Below are 16,011 nucleotides of genomic sequence, written 5' to 3'. Positions count from 1 at the left end.
GCTTACTCCTTGCCTTCGGCGGCGCGCGCGGCCGCGAATTCTTCGGGGGTCATGCCGAGCTGGCGGCAGACGGCCAGTTCCTCGGCATCGAGCTTGCCCGGCGCGGCGGCGCCGGGGGACTTGCGGTCGAGATCGGAGGGCGGCGCGATCACCGGCTGGGCGGCGACAAAGGCCCGGAAACGCTCCAGCCCGCCCTCGGCGCGGCAGGTGGCCAGGTGATAGTCGCGGCTGGCCGGGGCGATCTTGCCCTCGGCGATGGCGGCCTCGACCGCGGCCAGGGCGGCCTCTTCGGCCCGGGCCTTCTCGGCGGCCTCGTAATCGGCGATGCGGTTCAGCGCCAGCTGGTGGTCGGCCCTGGGAACGAACTTCTCGGGATCGGGGGTGGCCGCGCGGTTCAGCGCCAGCGCCTCGGCCGCCTTGAGGTTGTTGATCGCCAGCACCGCCTCGGCGGCGGTGGCGGTGGGGTTGAGGCCAAGGGCCTCGAGGACGGCTGCGTCCATCGGGGGGTTCTCCGGTTCGGTTGATCGGTTCAGGGCGGGAAGGGCAAAGTTCGGCAGGTTGGTCAGGCCGACCGACACCAGCCGGGCCACGGCGCGCGTGGCGGGTGAAAAGAAGAAGCCGGGGCTGACATAGCGATAGCCGCGCGCGGCCACGGCGGCGCGGCCGGTCTCGGTCCAGTCGATGCGGCCCCACAGCGCCCCGCCGCGGTTGGCCAGTTCCTTGACCCAGCCCACCGCGTCGGCGCGCTCGCCCCGCTCGCCCTTGACATGGGTGGCATGCTCGAAATCGACCGGCGCCTCGAGCCCGGTGGCCAGGCTGGCCTGATAAGCGCGCACCACGGCATCGGGATCGGGCAGCAGCCATTCGCGGCCGTCGCGCGAGGGCAGCCGCGGCCCCTCGGGGGTCAGCTGCACCCATTCCGGCACCGCCCCTTCCTCGGAGCAGAGCGCCAGCGGCATGGATTGAAGGATCGAGCGGTTCGTCATGCCGACACCATCGCAGATGGCGGCGATACCTTAGCCCCTGAAACCGTTCGGGGGATGGCGGGGGCGGGCCCCGCGGCAATCCTAGCCCTGCGGATCGCCGCCTGTCGAGAGGCTCGACCAGGGCTTGAAACCGCGCCGAAGCAGGGTCATATTCTGGATGTGACCCGAGCCATGGCTGACCGCCTTTAGGGTGCGAGGGAGGGCCGTCCCTCCGGGTCACGATCAATCCAGTTCAATGATCTTGTCACCTTGCTTGTTCGCATTGCTGCGGAATCGCTCAACAGTCGTGGGCATTACAGTGCGCACGCGCATCGCATCGTCGAACCACAGGATCAGCGCGGTGGGCCGTTCCGCCTTGCCGGGCCTGGTGCTTTCCGTGACATGAAAGAACCGGTCGAAGGGGATCAGCACCCGCAGCGTCCTCAGCCCGTCGCCGCGATCCTCCAGCGCCGCCAGGGTTGCCTTGTCGATATTGGCGACCAGCGACATCAGCGCCTTGCGAAACGCCGCATCCTGCGGATCGTGGTCCATCACCACATGCCGGAATGTGTCCTCGTTGACCCAGATCATCCGGTCGGCCAGGCCGGCCGCGGCCGCGATGCCTTCAGGCAAGAGCCCGACCGGCGCGCGCCCCGGCGCGCCGTCCATGATCCGCTGCACGCGCCAGCTGGTGGCGATGTCGCGCAGCGCGGCCTGGCGGGCGGCATCGGGCAGCTGCTCCAGCCTGTCCTTCAGCAGCGCCTCCATTGCCTGCAGACGCAGTTGGCCGGGATTGTGCTGCCACCCGGGGTCGATGCCCTGGGGCACGATGCGCAGCTCGCCCGTGCGGCGGTTCTCGACCACGGTCTGCGCCACCTCGGGTTCGTCCGACACCCCGCGACGCGCCGCCTCGGCCCGGGTGACCTGGCGCACCCAGCACTTGCAGCCCCAGCCGTTCGGCGGAAACCACTCGTCCCAGAACGGGCTGTCCACCGGCAGGATGGTGCCGGCCTTGGCCAGGTGATGCGGGCGGTGGGTTTCGCTGGGGCCGGTTCGATATTCCAGATAGGGGAATGCGGCCTTGGTGCGCTGGATGCGCTCCCACTGGCCCGCCGCCCGGGCGCTGCGGATATTGGCGCTGTAGATGGTGCGCAGCCGCCGCGGGCTGCCCAGCTGCACGAGCCGGGTCTCTCCGGTCGCCGGATCGACCATCTCGCGCCTGCCCCACCATTCGGCCAGGCGCGGGTTCGCACGCCAGCTTCTCTGGAAGGCCTCGAACGGCAACCCGTCGTCCAGAGCCTTCTGCACCTCGCCCCTCATCGCCTCGAGCAGGTCCAGCTCCATCGCCTTGGCGACCGTGAAGGCGACCGCATGCTCCTCGGGCTCGACATCCTCCCAGGCAAAGGACGGCCGCAGCCCCTTGACCCGCAGAAACCGGCTTGCCTCGGGCGGCGGGCCGGGGTTGAAACTGTAACCAGGACGGTCCCGCATCTCGCTCAAACCCGACCCCCCGAAAATTTGCCGCAGGAGCGGCCTTTGCCGCCCTCGGCACCCAAGACACCCGCGAGACCGAACCCCCGTTTAAAAACGCCGGAAACCCGTTTAATCGGCGAAATGCCGGCCCGCCCTGCGCCTGCCGGTTCAGCCATCGCGCACATCGCCAAGCGCACGCCCCAAAAACAGCCCCTTGATCAGGGTCTCGACCGCCAGTCCCGTCGGCATGGCCTTCAGCGCTTCCGGCAACCGTTTCAGCGCGTCCTCATAACTGGCGGCGCCGTCCATGACGGTGGCGACGGCGGCCTGCAGGTCGTCTGCCAGCTCCTGCCAGTCCTCGACCATACCGGCCTCGATCTCGTCGATGTCGTCGCCCGCCCCGCCGCTGCGGTTCAGCGCCAGCCTGCCGGGCTCGGATGGCGACGGCGCGCCCGGCAGGCCGCCGACGACCTCGTCGCCCTGTTCCGGGTCGGAAAACCCAAGCTTGCGCCGCAGTTCGCTGGCCTTGAAGGTGACGCCGATACCGGCCAGCGACACCGCTCCGTCGATCTTGGCCTTCACGTCCTCGGGCTCGTCGACGGACAGGATCAGCCGCGGATAGACCTCTTGCACCCCAAAGTTCAGGTCCACGAACGGCCGCACGATATCGCGGTTGATGGTCCCGGTCACCGCCCTGGCGTCGCTGACGGCAATGTCGTGGCGCACCTCGTCATGCACCTTCGCCTGCGCCTGCGACGAGCCGCTGTCCGCGGTCATGGTCTGGCCGAGTACCGCCTTCGATATCTGCTCGTCGGTCCAGCGTGCAAAGGTCTCGAACAGCTTGTCGCCGGTGGCGCTGGGGCCGTTCTCAAACTCGATCTCCATTGCCTTGGGCAGGACGGCCGCGGCATCGGTGCCGATATTGGCCACCGCCTGAAACAGCTTGCGCACATCCTCGGCCGTGGCCTCGGGTCCGTAGCGACCCAGGCGCAGCGGCAGACCGTAGGTCTCGATGAAGGCGATCCAGTCCTTCAGCGTGTATTGCTTGCACATCCAGGCAAACGCCACGACCCGCGCCAGCCCGCCGCGCCAGGTCAGGCCGGACTTGATGCGTGCGCGATGGACCGCGAATTTTGCCGGCGCCAGCGCCACGCCATCCACAGGTTCGGCGTCATCCAGCAGGCGGATCTCGCATCCGGTCTCACGATCGAACACGAAATGCCGCGGGTCGCGGTGGATGAAGCCGTTGAAGGTCCACAGCCGCGAGCCGCGAGCCCAGTCGAGTTCGACCACCGAGAAGCTCTTGCCCAAAGCATCGAGCAGATCCTCGATCAGGTCGGGCAGGCCCTCGTGATCGGCGATATGGGCCTGGACGGCCTCGGCGATCTCCTTGGCCCGCGCATCGTCGCCGCCCGGCTTGACGATGGGCGTGATGCCGCTGATCACCCGCTTGCGCGTGCCCATCACTGACAGGTAATGCGGGTCGCGCTCCTCCATCTCCTCGGCCAATGTCAGGAATTCTGTCAGATCACCCTGGTCGCAAGCCCGCAGGATCGTGGCCAGGCGCTGCGGCGTCAGCCCCGACGCGGCCGACCCCGCCCAGACCTGCCTGATCCCGGTCATGCCCGGTTCGGCCAGGCGCCGGGTTAGCGCCTGGGTGCGGATCGGGCGGCCAAAAGCATCCAGCAGAGCCATCAGAACAGTCCTTTCCCGGCACGGAAACCGCCGGTGGTCACGATATCGCGGTCATGATCGACCGATTGCAGGGGAACAGGCCGGTAGTCATAGGGTTGGTAGACGGTCTTCGCTGCCGATGCGGCCAGCGCCCCGGCCCAGAACCGGTCCGCGTGCCCGTCGGTGTCGGTATCGGCAACCAGGCGCGGGATACCGGTCAGCCCGACCTGCTTCTTGATGGCATGCAGGTCCGCGCGCAACACCACGTCGCCGGCCGGAATGCGCAGGCGGCGATCCTGCATCATCTCTTTCAGGATGGTGGCCAGGTCCAGCTTGATGGCCGCCGACATCAGCACCCCCTCTACCCGGCCTTCCCCGTGCGCCCGCCGCGCGTCCTCGACGGGTTTCTCGCCCATGCCGGTCTGATCCATCCGCACCCGCACCACATGATAGCGGCGCATCACCTCGGCCAGCAGATGGTCCTGCTCGGCAAAGCTGATCCGGCGCCGGGCGATGATCTCGCGCGTGACCATGACATCGCCGACCTGTTCCAGCACCCAGATGACGAAAAGATCCTTGCGGGCTGCGATATCGACCCCGACAAAACAGGGGCCGCCCTGGTATAGCCCGGGAATGCCGGCCACCGGGCTTTCGCAACCGGCGATCAGGTCGAAGTCCAGCCAGGCGCTTGCCTCGTCCAGCCACTTGAGTTCGTATTCCTGCGCCCAGGCATCCTCGTCAGCCATCCCCTTGCGCAGCGCGTCGATATCGCGGTCGAGCCCTTGGCGCACAGCCTCGTAGATATCGACCACATGACGCGACCAGACCGTGTCCTCGGCCGTCATCAGCTCATAGAACTTGTTGCCCTTGCCGTTCGGGGTCGAGATCACCCGCAGCTTCTGCTGGCCCTTCGAGATGACGGGGAACAAGGCGGCCCAGATGTCGCGGGATTTGGCATGAAACGCGAATTCGTCCAGGATCACATTGGCTGAGAATCCCCGGGCAGTATCAGGGTTCGCCGGAAGAGCCGTGATCCGGCTGCCGTTCGGAAAGCGCACCTCGAGCGCCTTGTAGATCGCGTCCGGCCCCTTGTCCTGCGGGGCCCTGAATTCGCCTTCGGAAAACTCGGGTTCGCCACCCTTCAACAGGGTGTTATAGACCTCGTAAAACGCCTTGGTGAACGGCTTGATAACCTCGGTCATCATCTCGGCCGCCTGGCGCTCGCCGCGCGACAGGATCACCCAGCGCGCGCGCCGACCCTCGATCCAGCCGCGAAAGCAGTCGTCGGCGCATTCGCCGCCCGTGGTGAAGGTCTTGCCGGTCTGGCGGCTGAACATGCCGATCTTGAACCTGGAGCGGTCGTCGATCCATGCCCGCTGATAGGGCAGGAAATTGACCACCGGGGACAAGGGCGCTGTCATTCCGTCACCTCGATTTCGACAAAGGCGCGCAGCATCGCCAGCTCGGCCAGCAGCCGGTCGATTTCATCCGCGCCGCGGCGCAGGCTGCGGCACAGGGCAGGCATCGCCGCATCGTCGGCAGACCGTTCCTCCAGCGCCCGGGCCTGGGCGCGCAGCTCATTGATGATGTCTCGCGCGCCGGTCATCTGTGCGCCCCGACCGGGATCAGATAAGGCATGCCCCAAAGCCAGGCGATGCTGGCCTGCCCTTCGCCGGCATGCACGGTCTCGATCCCCGCGCTGGTCAGAACCAGCAGGCGCAGCGGCAGCGGCGCCAGACGCCAGTTGACCGCAGCAACCAGATTGCGGGCAGCAAACCAGTAGCCCATCACGCAAATCCCATGATCCGTCGGGCCTTGGCCGCTGCCTCGGCATCGATATCGCCCGAGGCGACGGCTGCCTCGAGTTTTTCGGCCTGCTGCTTGCGCTCGGCCGCGATCATCTGCTGGCGGATCCCCGAGGACGCCATGACATCCTTGAGCATGCGACCGATGAAGTGCAGCTCCCTGGGGTCGATTTCGTCGCCCTCCTTGCCCAGCTGCTTCTCCATCACCTTGAACGCCAGGGCCGTGATCATCTGGAACAGCACATTGTGGCGCTTGGCCTCCTCCTCGAGCCCGTTCTCCAGCATCCATTCCTGCGCCCAGGCGCTGGCGGTTTCCTGGGTCTTGACGAATTCGCGGTATTCCTGGCTGAACCGATGCACCGTGGCGTGGTGAAAGCTGATCACCTTGCCGGCCTCGGCCAGCTTCTCGTTCAGCTCCTCGGTAATGGCGACATAATCGGAAAACCCGCGCTCGCGCAGGGTCTGCTGAAGCCAGTCCCGGATCTCCGGCGGCAGCTGATCGACCTTCCTGGGCGGCGGCATGTCAGATCCTCGGGCGGGGGCGCTGCACGCCCGGATGCTCGGCCAGTCCCGCCGCCAGATCCACGCCGCGCCGCGTTGCGGTCACCACCACGAAGGCAGCTGCAGGATCGAAGGTCACAAACCCCTGCTCGCGCAGCCAGCAAAGCTCCGTCATCAGCGCATCATGGGACAGCGGCAGCCCCAGGCTTCGCAGTACCCCCTGCAGGACCGAGGCGTTGCTCACGTAGTCGGTCACCTCGGCGAGATGGCGCAGCACCGCCAGGCGGCGATGGCGACTGACCTCCTCTGCATAACTGGTCATGTCAGGCTTTCGTCCTCATCAGATGGTCCTCCTGGCGGCTGACCACCGCCTCGACCCGTGACAGTATCTGGCCCTGTCCCTGCATGGCGGCGCGCACCTCGCGCATGTCGCCCCGCATCTCGGCCATGGCCAGCGACAGGCCGTGCAGGTCTTCCTTCGACGGCAGGCTCTGCAGGGACTGCTCGGCGGAATGGATGCGCTGCTCATGGCGGTCGAGGCGCTCGCCGCAGCCATCGATGCGCTTGGCAACGGCGGCATTGTGCATGCGCACCCAGCCAATCACCGCCAGGAAGATCGTGGCGATCAGGCTGAGGGTGATGGTGGTGTCGAAATTGAAGGTCATTCGCGCCCGATCCCCTCCAGGGCTTCGCGCAGCTTGGCCTCCGCCAGCGATGTCAACACCTCGGGCGTTGCCTGCGGCAGCTTGCGAATGGCATCGGGAACGCTGGCCGAGGCATGCGCCAGCGCCGCGCTGACCGCGGCATTGCCATCCAGGCCCCGCGCCAGCGCCGATCGGACTCCGGACATGATCGCCGAATGCAAGGCCGCGCGATGCCGGGCCTCGATATCGATGCCCCAGCTCTCTTCCGCCATATTGGCAAGCCGGGAAATGATGAGCGTCATCACGGTGCCGAACAGCGTCAGAACGCCAGGCACCAGTGCAGCGGAAATATCAGACCAGAAACTGTCCATGAAATACGCCTCAGGCAGGTTGGGTGTAGGTTTCGAGGATCCAGCCCTCGCGGCCGCCATAGAGGACCAGCGACCACCAGCGCCCGTCGAACTGTCCTGATCGCAGCACGGGCACGACGGTACCGTTCGGGATGGATCCGATGACATTGGGGTTCTGGGCGTTCGGCCAGCGCCGCATGTTGAGCCCCGAGCCGGCGGTCACGACCTTCAGCATGGTGACGGTCGGCGCGGGTTCGGAAGCCGCCTCCGCCACCGCCGCGCCGGGATCGTCGTGCCCCAGAACCGCCACCTTGATCTCATCGAGCGGCATCAGCGGATTGGTGTCGGTCTTGCGGCCAGGGCTGACATACCAATGGGTGGTGATGTCCGTCAGCGACGGGATGCCTTCGAACAGCGCGATCAGCAGACCCTGCAGCGTGGCCAGCTGCTCGGCAGTATAAGGCATCCAGACCCCCTCGCCATGCTCCCGGGTCTTCAGCATCTGCAAGGCGTATTCGCGCCAATCGAAATCCTGCCCCCACCATGCGCGACCCTGCCCATTCGACGCGATCATCCTGCCGGGGTTCACGATCTCGATCCCGATCGAGAACTCGTTGCAGCCGCTGCGGCCGTGGTAGCTCGAAACCCCTGCATGGTTGGCACGCCGGTTGGTGGGAACCTGCTGCTCGACCGTCCCGTCGCGCTCCAGGACGAAGTGAACACTGGCCTTGGCTGCATTCCTGCCAGCGAGATAGGCCGCGCTGTTGCCCTTCTCCAGCCGTCCCGCCGTATCGTGCAGGATCACGATCGTCGGCACGATGACGCCGCCCGTGTAATGGGCGGCGCGAAAGGGAATGCCCTCAATCTTGTGGTTGACCAGCTTCATGTCAGCCCCCGGTTGTGTCGGGCGACAGTCGCAAATTCGACTGGGGGGATAGCCTCTGAAGCTTTTCGGTGTAGTGCCGGGGACCGATCAGCCGGCGCCGCCACTCTGACAGATGCGCCTAGTCGCTGTCAAAGGGGAGCTGCATCTGCCGGGTGGCACCTGATTCGAGCGCCGCGCGATAGTTGGACACCGTCCTCGTGTGCAAGTCGCAGGCCAGGGCCACCTGCTGGATCGAGGCGCCTCGGCGCAGCATCTCCATCGCCTCGGCTCGCCGACGGCTCTGGCCGCGCATTGCACCGCAGGGAAGCGTCACCCGGCCATGGCCGATTTCCTTGATGATCAGGCTCGTCGCCTCCTCGCCGATAACCTCGGCCATCTTCGAGCCGCGGGCGCGCACCGGAATGTTGACCTGGCAGCCGCCCCAGCGGCGCAACAGCCGGATGGTCAGTTCCGGGCCGATCAATTCCTCTATCTGGCCGGCGATGCCCGGAAAGATGCTCACCGCTCGCCCCCCATCAGGTTGCGCGGCAACTTGCCGACCGGCAATACCGTCACCACGACCGGTCCGAATTCGCCCTTGTCGATCAGGAAGGAATGACCATCGATCACCACCGCGCCGGCGCCGACATCCGCCGCAGCCTGGACGCGCTGCGCGATCTCCCGGCGCAGGCGCGCGATGTCGAAGCCGCCGACACGTTCGAGATAGCGCAGGATCGCGTGATCCGAGACAATCACCTTGCGCGTCACCGGATCACCATCCCGGCCCGGCGGCACATGTCCTTCAACGCACGGGTAACATCATTGATCTGACCGGGATCGCGCAGCGCGTCGATATCGATCGGCACCGACTTCCACTTACCCTCAAAACGCGCCCGGATGAATGCATTGAGCCCCGCGCGCCCCGGTTTCTTGAGCACCCCGGCCTCGCCCAGCCGCCGCCACAGCACATGCACGAAGCGCAGATCGGCGCGCGGCGCGGGCGCATGGTGGCACGACCCTGCCCCCGCCTTGCCAGAGGTGTAGAAGGCGTTTCCATAGGGCCTGAAGCCGCGGGCCTTCAACGCATCCACCAGCTTGCGCAGGTCGGCCTCGTCCATCTCGGACATGCTGGCTTTTCCGGTCACCACCAGCTGCAGGTCGCGGCGCGTGTCATGGTCGAGGCCCAGCTCCCTGCAGCCGACGTGTATCATGCGTTTGAGGGTCAGGGCGGCGGTCATGGGCATTCCTCGGCTGCATCGTCAGGACCGGGCCACCACGCCCGGCCGACCGCGCCCCGGACGGACCGGGGCGGGTTTCGCATCAGGCGGTGGACTTCGAGGGTCGGAACCTCAGCGTGCGTCGGGCCTCGACCCGGATGCTCTCGCCCGTGCGCGGGTTGCGGGCCTCGCGCGCCGGGCTTTCCTTCACCGAAAACCGCCCGAAGCCGGGCAGGCAGACGGTCTTTCCGGCCAGGGCTTCCTCGCGGATGACGGCCACCGCGGCGCAGACGACGTCGTCGACGTCCTTGCGGCTATGGCCGGTGGCCTTCGCGACGGCGGCGATCAGTTCCGATTTGGCAAGGTTGGTCATGGGTTATCCTCTGGTTGGGGTTGCGGGTCGGGATCAGTCAACCTCGCCGCGCAGGGCGCGACGGGCGGTTTCCAGGGCGGCCTCGGGGTCCGCGATGGCGTGGGCATCGCGCATGTGGGCCTCGATCGGCGCCCAGGCGCCGGTGGTCAGCAGGTCGAAGGCCTCGCAGAACGCCTCGAGTGCGCGCGCCTCGTCGTCGGTCAGGGTGATCATCGCCATGTCGGTCGGTCCTTTCGCCTTGAGATGTCAGAACAGGGTGCCCAGGCGCACCCAAAGCAGCGCCTGCAGGACAAGGACGATGCCGGCGACCAGCAGCGCGGTCAGCGCGGCCGGGGGCGCTGCCATGTCGGTCTCGCGCGCGGCACCGGCGGCAACCGAGACCACGAAGCCAACCAGCATCAGCATGAAGGGGGCCAGGAAGGACAGCAGCATCATAGCCGGCCTCACAGCGCGCTGAAGTCGAGGTTGACCAGTTCCATCGCATTGGTCTGGCCGTTGCGGCGGTAGTACCGGATGTAGGTCGCGGTCTCGTCCACGATCAGCGCATCGCTGATCGCCTGCATCGCCTGCTCCCAGCGCTCGTCGCGGCTGCCGTCCGGCCGGCGGATCGGCAATTTTTGCAACCGCAACACGCGCTTGGTGTCGATGCGCCCGGCCTTGTTGACCTGGAATGCGTCGTTGATCAGGACGACGATGTTCTGATCCGCACCCTCGGCCCAGGATTCGATGCATTCGTCGATCAGCGCCTTGGCCGCCTGCAGTTCCGGCCCGAAGGTGATGCGATCCGCAACGCAGATCCGCACCTCCGTGGAGCCGTCGAAGGCCGCGATGCCGAAGCCTCCCTTCTGGCCGCCCAGCTTGGCTCCGTATTTCTCGAACAGCAGCGCCTTGGCGGCATACATCTCCTCCATGGACGATTTCTTGAAGGCGCTCATCACCTTCTGGATGCTCTCGGCGCCGGAAACCAGCCGTTCGGCCAGTTCGTCCTTCATCCGGTCGGCATCGCTGACCAGGTGCTCGGGCACCGTGCGGCCCTGGCGATCTAGCCATTTTCGTTCAGCATTCATTCCTCGGCTCCTTTCAAAGGCTAAGGTCGCAACCCCAGTCGGGGTCGCAGCAACCATGGCATTGCGGGCAGGTGTGCCGCCCGGATGGCAGGGGTGGGGGATCGTCCAGCATCCGCAGCAGTTCGAACGCCTGGCGGCGAAGCGCGTGCATGGTCGTGCCGATGCTGACGGCCGGGCTATCGCTGTCGAGGGCCTGCGCTGCGGCAAGCACGGGCGCGCAATGCATCAGCGCCCGCAACAGGAACGGATCGTCCTGAAAATCGCGAATGATGTCCGAAGCGGCCGCCAGTTCGGCCATCACATCATCCTGGGCATCGATATCCGTGCAACCGGTCAGCATTTGCCACTCCTGTGGAAACGTGGGCATCCATGGCAGGCGCGGTACATCCGCACCCGCAAGCTGTTGACATTGACAAAGGAACGGGCCTTCAGCTGCCAGTCCCGGCAGACGTTGGCGGGGATGCTGCCCAGGGCCGGGCAATCAACTGTCAGGCTCTCGAACACCCCCCTGAAGACCTGTTCAACGCCGGCCAGATCGGCCCGATACTTGTTGCGCAGCACCTGGCTGACCAGTGCCGACGAACGCCCCAACCGCGCCGCCACCCGGCTCTGGCTGCTCGCCTCGCACTCGCGCGCCAGGGCCGCGACCCAGTCCGGCAGCGCCTCCCCCCAGGCCAGGCGGGCAGTTTCCACCGGGCCGCTCATCGCGCGCCCCCGGTGAAATGCACCTCGCCGGTGTTAGGATCGTAGACCTGGTGCACCCGCTGGGTTTTCGGTGGCACCGGCCCGGTGTCGCGGATCAGGCGATAAATCGCGGCCCGCTTGGGGGGTGCGGCCTTCTGAACCACCTTCAGATAACCCGCCGCCAACAGATGGCTGCAATACACCTTGGCGTGGTTTTCGGTCGTATCGACCTCGGTGGTGGTCGAGTGCGCCGCCAGGTCGCGAGCACTGAACTGCTTCAGCATCCGCATCGAGCGCCACAGGTTCAGCCCCGCCCCCCCGGTCTTGACCGGCGTTCCGTCCGCCTTCAGACGCGGCGCATGAAAGCCCGTGTCGCGCAGAATGCGATAGGTCGACCGCCCCTGGTCCTCGGCCTTGTCGACGATCCCGCCGGCGACAAGGGCCTTGAGATAGGCTGCAACCGTGCTGGCCGCGACCTTGCTCGCCACCTGCAGCTCGGTCCGCGTCATCGGCCCGCTCGCCGATTTCAGCGCCTCCCAGATCAATTGCCGGTTGTCGCGGCTTTCATGCACGGGCTTACGAGTCATGCGAATTTCCTCGGGGCGGGCGCGGCGCCGGTGAAGAAATCCCTGGTCCAATCCTTGACCGACATCCGGGTCAGGCCCTTGGTTCGCGCCAGCTCGGCCAGCAGCGACAGGTTCACGCAAATGCGCCGAACCGAGGCGTTCGAAGCCTGCAACACCGCCGCCTGCAACTTCGGGTCCAGCTCGATGCCCGCGCAATAGATCTCGGCCAGCAGCCCGACCTCGCGCAGATCGGCGGGCTGTGCCCCAACCCAGTCCAGCATCCGGCCGTGGACACGCTCCCAGCGCGCCAGCTTCTGCGGCAGCCGCTCCTCGCCGATCAGGATCACCGGGGCCTGGCTGCTCTCGTAGATGTCGCGGATCATCTCGATCATCGACGGGGACATCAGATAATCGGCCTCGTCGATGATCAGCGGCCGGCCGGTCTTCATCAGCTCGTCGGCGATCTGATCCACCATGATCGCGATCGTGCGCCCCGGCGGCAACGACAGCTCGCGCGTGATGGCCTCCGCCAGATGGCGGCGCGACCATACCGATTTGACCTGCACCTGATAGGCATTGGTCTCATTGGCGTTCCACACCGCGGCCGTGGTCTTGCCGTAACCGCTCGGACCATAGAAACAGGCCATGCCTGGCAGGTCCGGGCCGCGGTTCTGGATGCGGTCGATCAACTGGTTGAAGCGCACGACATTGCGCAAGAGCGCAACGCTGTTGTTGCGGATGGGCTGCTGATAGGTCATGCTTTTCCTGCTCCTTTCGTTAGGGCAGCGCGGTCGGTGGTGCCAACCTTCGCCGGCCGCGCATTTTTCATCCGATCGCATCCGGGCCGAACCTTTCGGCCATGCGCTCATGGGTTCGGTATTCCGCCGTCTGCTGATAGCCATAGAGCCATTGCGCCTCGGCGCTGCCGACGGGGGCGTCCGCGGCCAGCTTCGCTTCGATCTCCTTGGCCCGCCGCCACCGCCCGGCGCTGTCATCCGGCACCTCCGAGACCGGCTCGGGGGTGCGGAACTTGAGCACCATCGCCGCCTCGTGCGCGGCCTCGTCATCGCGGTATTCAGGCTGCGGCATGGCGCGATTGATAACCGGAGCCCGCGCCTGCTGCACCAGCTCGACCACCCGGCTTTCAGGCGCGGCGATGGCATCGCGAACCAGATCCTTCAGCTCGGCCGCGACACGGGCCGCATCGACCGGACGTTCGGCCGCCAGCGCGGCCTTGGCCAGGCGCTTGCGTCGCCGCTCCAGCGCCGCCGCTTCCTGCGCGGCAGCAAGGTTGAAGAACTCGGTCCGCTCTTGTGTGGCCGCAAATCCAAGGTAGCTGCCGTCCAGCGCATAGATCTCCAACCCGGCATTCAGATCCTCGGGATCGAAGCGGCAGATCACCCGCGTTCCGGCGATATCGGTCATCCAGTCCGACCAATACGCCGCCTGGTGCATGGTGATGCGGCCATGCGTGGCATGGGCCTTGCGCACCTCCTGGCCCATCAGCCACAGCCGCCGCTGTTCCGGGGTCGCCTTGCGGATCGGCGCGCGGGCATAGCTGTCGGCGAAGGTCTCGTCGAAGCTGCGGCCCCGGCAGGTCGGTGACTGCCGCCCGACCCGGGCATTGTGCTGCTCGATGCCATCGGCAACCACCGCCACGAAATCGGCCAGGGGGATCGCCCGGCTCATGTAGTTCTCGGGCTTCGCATCGGGCCGGTTGCCTACATAGGCCCCCGCCAGGCGGGGATCCTTGGCGATGCGCTGCGCCATGTCGCGAAATGCCCGCTCGACCGGCTTCGCCTGACCATGGGCTGGTTTGGCCCAGTGGATCTGGATGCCCAGCTGCGGCAATACCCCCAGGGGGTCGTCGTCACGCACCTTGAAACGAAACCGCGTGGGCGCGCCTCCCGACAGCCATTTGTTAGCGAATTCCATGCCGTTGTCGAACAGGCAGTGCCGCGGGATACCCCAGGTCTCGATCAGCTCGCCGAATGCGGACATCACCGCCACCTTGTTCGGGTCGCGATCGATGCGCCAGGCCAGGATCTTGCCAGAATACAGATCCTGGAAGGCCACCAGTTGCGCCCGGCGCGGCTTGTCGTCGTCCTCCCACTGCACGAACACGTCGAACTTGTGGCAGTCGGCATTGACCCCCTCCATCGCCACCATCTGCGTCCGGTCGCGGATCTGCGGCGGAAAGCACCGCGCCAGACCGCGCTCGCCCTCGCGAGCCAGAACCCTCGTCACGCGGGGGATGGCCTCGATCCGCCGCCGCGCCGTGCGTTCGCTCATCACCGCCAGCCCCTTGGCCCGCGCGATGCGGCACGCCACGTCGTATGACGCGGCAAAGGACGGCGCTTCAAGGCGCAGGTAATCGGCCTTCAAAATCGCCAAAAACGGCTGAAAATCCCCGATCGCACCGTCCCGCCTGGCATCGCGCGCCGCCACGCGATGGCGCGGTGCCAGATAGGCCAGCCAGTCGGCGTGATCGACCCCGTCGACCAGGTCGAGCCAGCGCCAGATCGTGCGCGCCGAGGTGCCGAAGGATTGGGCGATCTCGCGTGCCGCCTGATCGCGGCCGACCAGCCCCGCAAAGGTCTCGAACTTCTGCAAAACCTCCAGGCGCTCCCTGGCCTTGGCGCGTGCCTCTTCGGGCAGTTCCTCGAAATCGCGCCAGGCATCGTCGCGGTCCGGCTTCGCGGACGCCCCGCCCTGCGGCGCGACCGCGACCAGCAGCGCCTTGCGCGCGCGTTCGGGCAGAACCGACCAGTGATATTCCCAGCCGCCGCCCTTGCCCGCGCGCATCCGTGCCTTGCCGGGCTGCTCGCGCCACGCCTCGCGCTGCGCAAGCGCGTTGATGCGCCGTTTCGTCGTCGGCAGCCCGGGCAGGCCGGCATCGGCCAGCGCATCCGGCGTCCACCATTCGCGGTCCGGGGTCATGCCTCATCCCCCGGCAATGGCGCCGCGTCGCGCATGATGCGCAGCATCTCCGGCCAGCATTGTTCCAGAAACCGGCGCTTGGCGGCCATCGGCGCACGGGAAAAGCGGTTGGTCAGCTCGTTATAGGCGGCTGTTGCCTCGTCCACCGGGAACGGCCCCTCGTAACCGGGCTGGGCGATCTTCCATTGCTGGCGGGCCTCGGCGGCGGATCTGGCCGCCCCCTGCGACAGCAGGGCCACCACCTCGTAGCGCTCGGCGGCATTGCCGATGCGGGCGATCACCTGCAAGTCCTTCAGCGTCACCGGCCGCGGCGCCGACCGCAGGCGCGCCACCTCGTCCGGGCCAAGCCGCGACCCGGCGGCGACGATCTTGCGCACCTGCCGCTCGGTCATCCCGAACTTCTCCGCCGTGACCGTTGCGAAGGCTGCAACGGAACTCGGTTCCGTTGCACAATTTTTGTGCAAAGCGCCTGCTACGCCGGCCCGCGTCTCTGGATGCAGCCGCTCATAGACCGCCTTGCGGGTGGCCAGGAACACCGCCGTGTCCAGCGCGTTCAGCTCGGCCCCCGCCAGGTTGCCGTCGATCTCCAACAGCCGCGCCTGATCCTGGGTGCATTCGAACACCCGCACCGGCACGCTCTGCAGCCCCAGCCGCCGCGCCGCCTCCAGCCGATGCGCGCCGTCCAGCAACTCATAGACCAGCCCCCCGCCCTGCTTGTCGCGGCGCTGGCGCACCACCAGCGGGGTGACGATCTGGCCCAGCTCTGCCACCGAGCCCAGGATCGCCTGAACCCCGGCCTCGCTGACCGGGCGCAGCCGGCTTTCGGCCGTGATGCCGTCGGGCGGCAAGGCGGTTTTCGTCGCGATCAGGATAGGTTCAGCCATGGT

24 protein-coding genes and 1 other RNA gene are annotated in these 16,011 nt (G+C 66.9%); all 25 read right to left on the bottom strand.

Annotated features, from left to right (window positions below; genetic code table 11):
• Positions 1 to 2 precede the first annotated feature (2 nt).
• On the bottom strand, positions 3 to 986 hold the full coding sequence (locus GB880_RS10610) for a phage protease (RefSeq protein ID WP_154492370.1): 984 nt from the start codon (positions 984 to 986) through the stop codon (positions 3 to 5).
• A gap of 222 nt (positions 987 to 1,208) precedes the next feature.
• Positions 1,209 to 2,456 carry a phage head morphogenesis protein gene (locus GB880_RS10605; protein WP_154492368.1) on the bottom strand — a complete coding sequence of 416 codons (1,248 nt, stop codon included), beginning with the start codon at positions 2,454 to 2,456 and terminating at the stop codon, positions 1,209 to 1,211.
• Positions 2,457 to 2,606: 150 nt separating this feature from the next.
• A complete protein-coding gene (locus GB880_RS10600) occupies positions 2,607 to 4,133 on the bottom strand; it encodes a DUF935 domain-containing protein (protein WP_154492366.1) in 1,527 nt (508 codons plus the stop codon).
• Complete coding sequence (locus tag GB880_RS10595; RefSeq protein ID WP_154492364.1) at positions 4,133 to 5,533, bottom strand: terminase large subunit domain-containing protein; 1,401 nt, start codon at positions 5,531 to 5,533, stop codon at positions 4,133 to 4,135. The genes GB880_RS10600 and GB880_RS10595 overlap by 1 nt, the downstream gene beginning before the upstream one ends.
• Positions 5,530 to 5,718 (bottom strand): hypothetical protein, encoded by a 189-nt coding sequence (locus GB880_RS10590; RefSeq protein WP_154492362.1) that lies wholly within the window; start codon positions 5,716 to 5,718, stop codon positions 5,530 to 5,532. Before GB880_RS10590 ends, GB880_RS10595 begins: the two co-directional genes overlap by 4 nt.
• Positions 5,715 to 5,900, bottom strand: coding sequence for a hypothetical protein (locus tag GB880_RS10585; protein ID WP_154492360.1), 186 nt, complete (start codon positions 5,898 to 5,900; stop codon positions 5,715 to 5,717). The genes GB880_RS10590 and GB880_RS10585 overlap by 4 nt, the downstream gene beginning before the upstream one ends.
• A complete protein-coding gene (locus GB880_RS10580; RefSeq protein ID WP_154492358.1) occupies positions 5,900 to 6,439 on the bottom strand; it encodes a phage protein Gp27 family protein in 540 nt (179 codons plus the stop codon). Before GB880_RS10580 ends, GB880_RS10585 begins: the two co-directional genes overlap by 1 nt.
• 1 nt (position 6,440) lies before the next feature.
• On the bottom strand, positions 6,441 to 6,740 hold the full coding sequence (locus tag GB880_RS10575) for a VpaChn25_0724 family phage protein (protein ID WP_154492356.1): 300 nt from the start codon (positions 6,738 to 6,740) through the stop codon (positions 6,441 to 6,443).
• 1 nt (position 6,741) lies between these two features.
• Positions 6,742 to 7,083, bottom strand: a complete 342-nt coding sequence (locus tag GB880_RS10570) for a DUF2730 family protein (RefSeq protein ID WP_154492354.1) — start codon at positions 7,081 to 7,083, stop codon at positions 6,742 to 6,744.
• Positions 7,080 to 7,433: a hypothetical protein gene (locus GB880_RS10565; protein ID WP_154492352.1), complete on the bottom strand. Its 354-nt coding sequence runs from the start codon at positions 7,431 to 7,433 to the stop codon at positions 7,080 to 7,082. The genes GB880_RS10570 and GB880_RS10565 overlap by 4 nt, the downstream gene beginning before the upstream one ends.
• A gap of 10 nt (positions 7,434 to 7,443) precedes the next feature.
• Positions 7,444 to 8,298 carry an N-acetylmuramoyl-L-alanine amidase gene (locus GB880_RS10560; protein ID WP_154492350.1) on the bottom strand — a complete coding sequence of 285 codons (855 nt, stop codon included), beginning with the start codon at positions 8,296 to 8,298 and terminating at the stop codon, positions 7,444 to 7,446.
• A 118-nt stretch (positions 8,299 to 8,416) separates the two neighbouring features.
• Positions 8,417 to 8,800, bottom strand: a complete 384-nt coding sequence (locus GB880_RS10555; protein ID WP_154492348.1) for a helix-turn-helix domain-containing protein — start codon at positions 8,798 to 8,800, stop codon at positions 8,417 to 8,419.
• Positions 8,797 to 9,045 carry a hypothetical protein gene (locus GB880_RS10550; protein ID WP_195840768.1) on the bottom strand — a complete coding sequence of 83 codons (249 nt, stop codon included), beginning with the start codon at positions 9,043 to 9,045 and terminating at the stop codon, positions 8,797 to 8,799. The genes GB880_RS10555 and GB880_RS10550 overlap by 4 nt, the downstream gene beginning before the upstream one ends.
• Positions 9,042 to 9,515: a regulatory protein GemA gene (locus tag GB880_RS10545; protein ID WP_154492346.1), complete on the bottom strand. Its 474-nt coding sequence runs from the start codon at positions 9,513 to 9,515 to the stop codon at positions 9,042 to 9,044. The genes GB880_RS10550 and GB880_RS10545 overlap by 4 nt, the downstream gene beginning before the upstream one ends.
• A 7-nt stretch (positions 9,516 to 9,522) precedes the next feature.
• Positions 9,523 to 9,598, bottom strand: an RNA gene (locus GB880_RS10540) — hammerhead ribozyme type II.
• The gene (locus tag GB880_RS10535) at positions 9,598 to 9,867 is read right to left on the bottom strand and encodes an HU family DNA-binding protein (RefSeq protein WP_154492344.1); all 270 of its coding nucleotides are present in this window, start codon (positions 9,865 to 9,867) and stop codon (positions 9,598 to 9,600) included. The genes GB880_RS10540 and GB880_RS10535 overlap by 1 nt, the downstream gene beginning before the upstream one ends.
• A gap of 33 nt (positions 9,868 to 9,900) precedes the next feature.
• Positions 9,901 to 10,086 (bottom strand): hypothetical protein, encoded by a 186-nt coding sequence (locus GB880_RS10530; RefSeq protein WP_154492342.1) that lies wholly within the window; start codon positions 10,084 to 10,086, stop codon positions 9,901 to 9,903.
• A gap of 27 nt (positions 10,087 to 10,113) precedes the next feature.
• Positions 10,114 to 10,302, bottom strand: a complete 189-nt coding sequence (locus GB880_RS10525) for a hypothetical protein (protein WP_195841236.1) — start codon at positions 10,300 to 10,302, stop codon at positions 10,114 to 10,116.
• 8 nt (positions 10,303 to 10,310) lie between these two features.
• Positions 10,311 to 10,859 carry a DUF3164 family protein gene (locus GB880_RS10520; RefSeq protein ID WP_229774323.1) on the bottom strand — a complete coding sequence of 183 codons (549 nt, stop codon included), beginning with the start codon at positions 10,857 to 10,859 and terminating at the stop codon, positions 10,311 to 10,313.
• Between the two features lie 88 nt (positions 10,860 to 10,947).
• A complete protein-coding gene (locus GB880_RS10515) occupies positions 10,948 to 11,232 on the bottom strand; it encodes a hypothetical protein (protein WP_154492336.1) in 285 nt (94 codons plus the stop codon).
• A gap of 35 nt (positions 11,233 to 11,267) precedes the next feature.
• The gene (locus tag GB880_RS10510; RefSeq protein ID WP_154492334.1) at positions 11,268 to 11,639 is read right to left on the bottom strand and encodes a hypothetical protein; all 372 of its coding nucleotides are present in this window, start codon (positions 11,637 to 11,639) and stop codon (positions 11,268 to 11,270) included.
• Positions 11,636 to 12,205, bottom strand: coding sequence for a hypothetical protein (locus tag GB880_RS10505; RefSeq protein ID WP_154492332.1), 570 nt, complete (start codon positions 12,203 to 12,205; stop codon positions 11,636 to 11,638). Before GB880_RS10505 ends, GB880_RS10510 begins: the two co-directional genes overlap by 4 nt.
• Positions 12,202 to 12,942: an AAA family ATPase gene (locus GB880_RS10500; RefSeq protein WP_154492330.1), complete on the bottom strand. Its 741-nt coding sequence runs from the start codon at positions 12,940 to 12,942 to the stop codon at positions 12,202 to 12,204. Before GB880_RS10500 ends, GB880_RS10505 begins: the two co-directional genes overlap by 4 nt.
• 67 nt (positions 12,943 to 13,009) lie before the next feature.
• Entirely contained in the window at positions 13,010 to 15,124 is a 2,115-nt protein-coding gene (locus tag GB880_RS10495) for a transposase domain-containing protein (RefSeq protein ID WP_263467116.1), read from the bottom strand.
• Positions 15,121 to 16,008, bottom strand: coding sequence for a ParB/RepB/Spo0J family partition protein (locus GB880_RS10490; protein WP_154492326.1), 888 nt, complete (start codon positions 16,006 to 16,008; stop codon positions 15,121 to 15,123). Before GB880_RS10490 ends, GB880_RS10495 begins: the two co-directional genes overlap by 4 nt.
• Positions 16,009 to 16,011 lie beyond the last annotated feature (3 nt).

It is taken from the genome of Paracoccus sp. SMMA_5_TC, from assembly GCF_009696685.2.
In the GTDB taxonomy this organism is placed as follows: domain Bacteria; phylum Pseudomonadota; class Alphaproteobacteria; order Rhodobacterales; family Rhodobacteraceae; genus Paracoccus.
Note: the sequence above shows the minus strand (reverse complement) of the source record. Positions and strands in the feature narration are given on the sequence as shown.

Coding starts and splice junctions, on each gene's coding strand:
- GB880_RS10610 (WP_154492370.1), bottom strand. CDS start 986: ATGACGAACCGCTCGATCCTTCAATCCATGCCGCTGGCGCTCTGCTCC.
- GB880_RS10605 (WP_154492368.1), bottom strand. CDS start 2,456: ATGCGGGACCGTCCTGGTTACAGTTTCAACCCCGGCCCGCCGCCCGAG.
- GB880_RS10600 (WP_154492366.1), bottom strand. CDS start 4,133: ATGGCTCTGCTGGATGCTTTTGGCCGCCCGATCCGCACCCAGGCGCTA.
- GB880_RS10595 (WP_154492364.1), bottom strand. CDS start 5,533: ATGACAGCGCCCTTGTCCCCGGTGGTCAATTTCCTGCCCTATCAGCGG.
- GB880_RS10590 (WP_154492362.1), bottom strand. CDS start 5,718: ATGACCGGCGCGCGAGACATCATCAATGAGCTGCGCGCCCAGGCCCGG.
- GB880_RS10585 (WP_154492360.1), bottom strand. CDS start 5,900: ATGGGCTACTGGTTTGCTGCCCGCAATCTGGTTGCTGCGGTCAACTGG.
- GB880_RS10580 (WP_154492358.1), bottom strand. CDS start 6,439: ATGCCGCCGCCCAGGAAGGTCGATCAGCTGCCGCCGGAGATCCGGGAC.
- GB880_RS10575 (WP_154492356.1), bottom strand. CDS start 6,740: ATGACCAGTTATGCAGAGGAGGTCAGTCGCCATCGCCGCCTGGCGGTG.
- GB880_RS10570 (WP_154492354.1), bottom strand. CDS start 7,083: ATGACCTTCAATTTCGACACCACCATCACCCTCAGCCTGATCGCCACG.
- GB880_RS10565 (WP_154492352.1), bottom strand. CDS start 7,433: ATGGACAGTTTCTGGTCTGATATTTCCGCTGCACTGGTGCCTGGCGTT.
- GB880_RS10560 (WP_154492350.1), bottom strand. CDS start 8,298: ATGAAGCTGGTCAACCACAAGATTGAGGGCATTCCCTTTCGCGCCGCC.
- GB880_RS10545 (WP_154492346.1), bottom strand. CDS start 9,515: ATGACCGCCGCCCTGACCCTCAAACGCATGATACACGTCGGCTGCAGG.
- GB880_RS10535 (WP_154492344.1), bottom strand. CDS start 9,867: ATGACCAACCTTGCCAAATCGGAACTGATCGCCGCCGTCGCGAAGGCC.
- GB880_RS10530 (WP_154492342.1), bottom strand. CDS start 10,086: ATGGCGATGATCACCCTGACCGACGACGAGGCGCGCGCACTCGAGGCG.
- GB880_RS10525 (WP_195841236.1), bottom strand. CDS start 10,302: ATGATGCTGCTGTCCTTCCTGGCCCCCTTCATGCTGATGCTGGTTGGC.
- GB880_RS10520 (WP_229774323.1), bottom strand. CDS start 10,859: ATGAAGGACGAACTGGCCGAACGGCTGGTTTCCGGCGCCGAGAGCATC.
- GB880_RS10515 (WP_154492336.1), bottom strand. CDS start 11,232: ATGGCCGAACTGGCGGCCGCTTCGGACATCATTCGCGATTTTCAGGAC.
- GB880_RS10510 (WP_154492334.1), bottom strand. CDS start 11,639: ATGAGCGGCCCGGTGGAAACTGCCCGCCTGGCCTGGGGGGAGGCGCTG.
- GB880_RS10505 (WP_154492332.1), bottom strand. CDS start 12,205: ATGACTCGTAAGCCCGTGCATGAAAGCCGCGACAACCGGCAATTGATC.
- GB880_RS10500 (WP_154492330.1), bottom strand. CDS start 12,942: ATGACCTATCAGCAGCCCATCCGCAACAACAGCGTTGCGCTCTTGCGC.
- GB880_RS10495 (WP_263467116.1), bottom strand. CDS start 15,124: ATGACCCCGGACCGCGAATGGTGGACGCCGGATGCGCTGGCCGATGCC.
- GB880_RS10490 (WP_154492326.1), bottom strand. CDS start 16,008: ATGGCTGAACCTATCCTGATCGCGACGAAAACCGCCTTGCCGCCCGAC.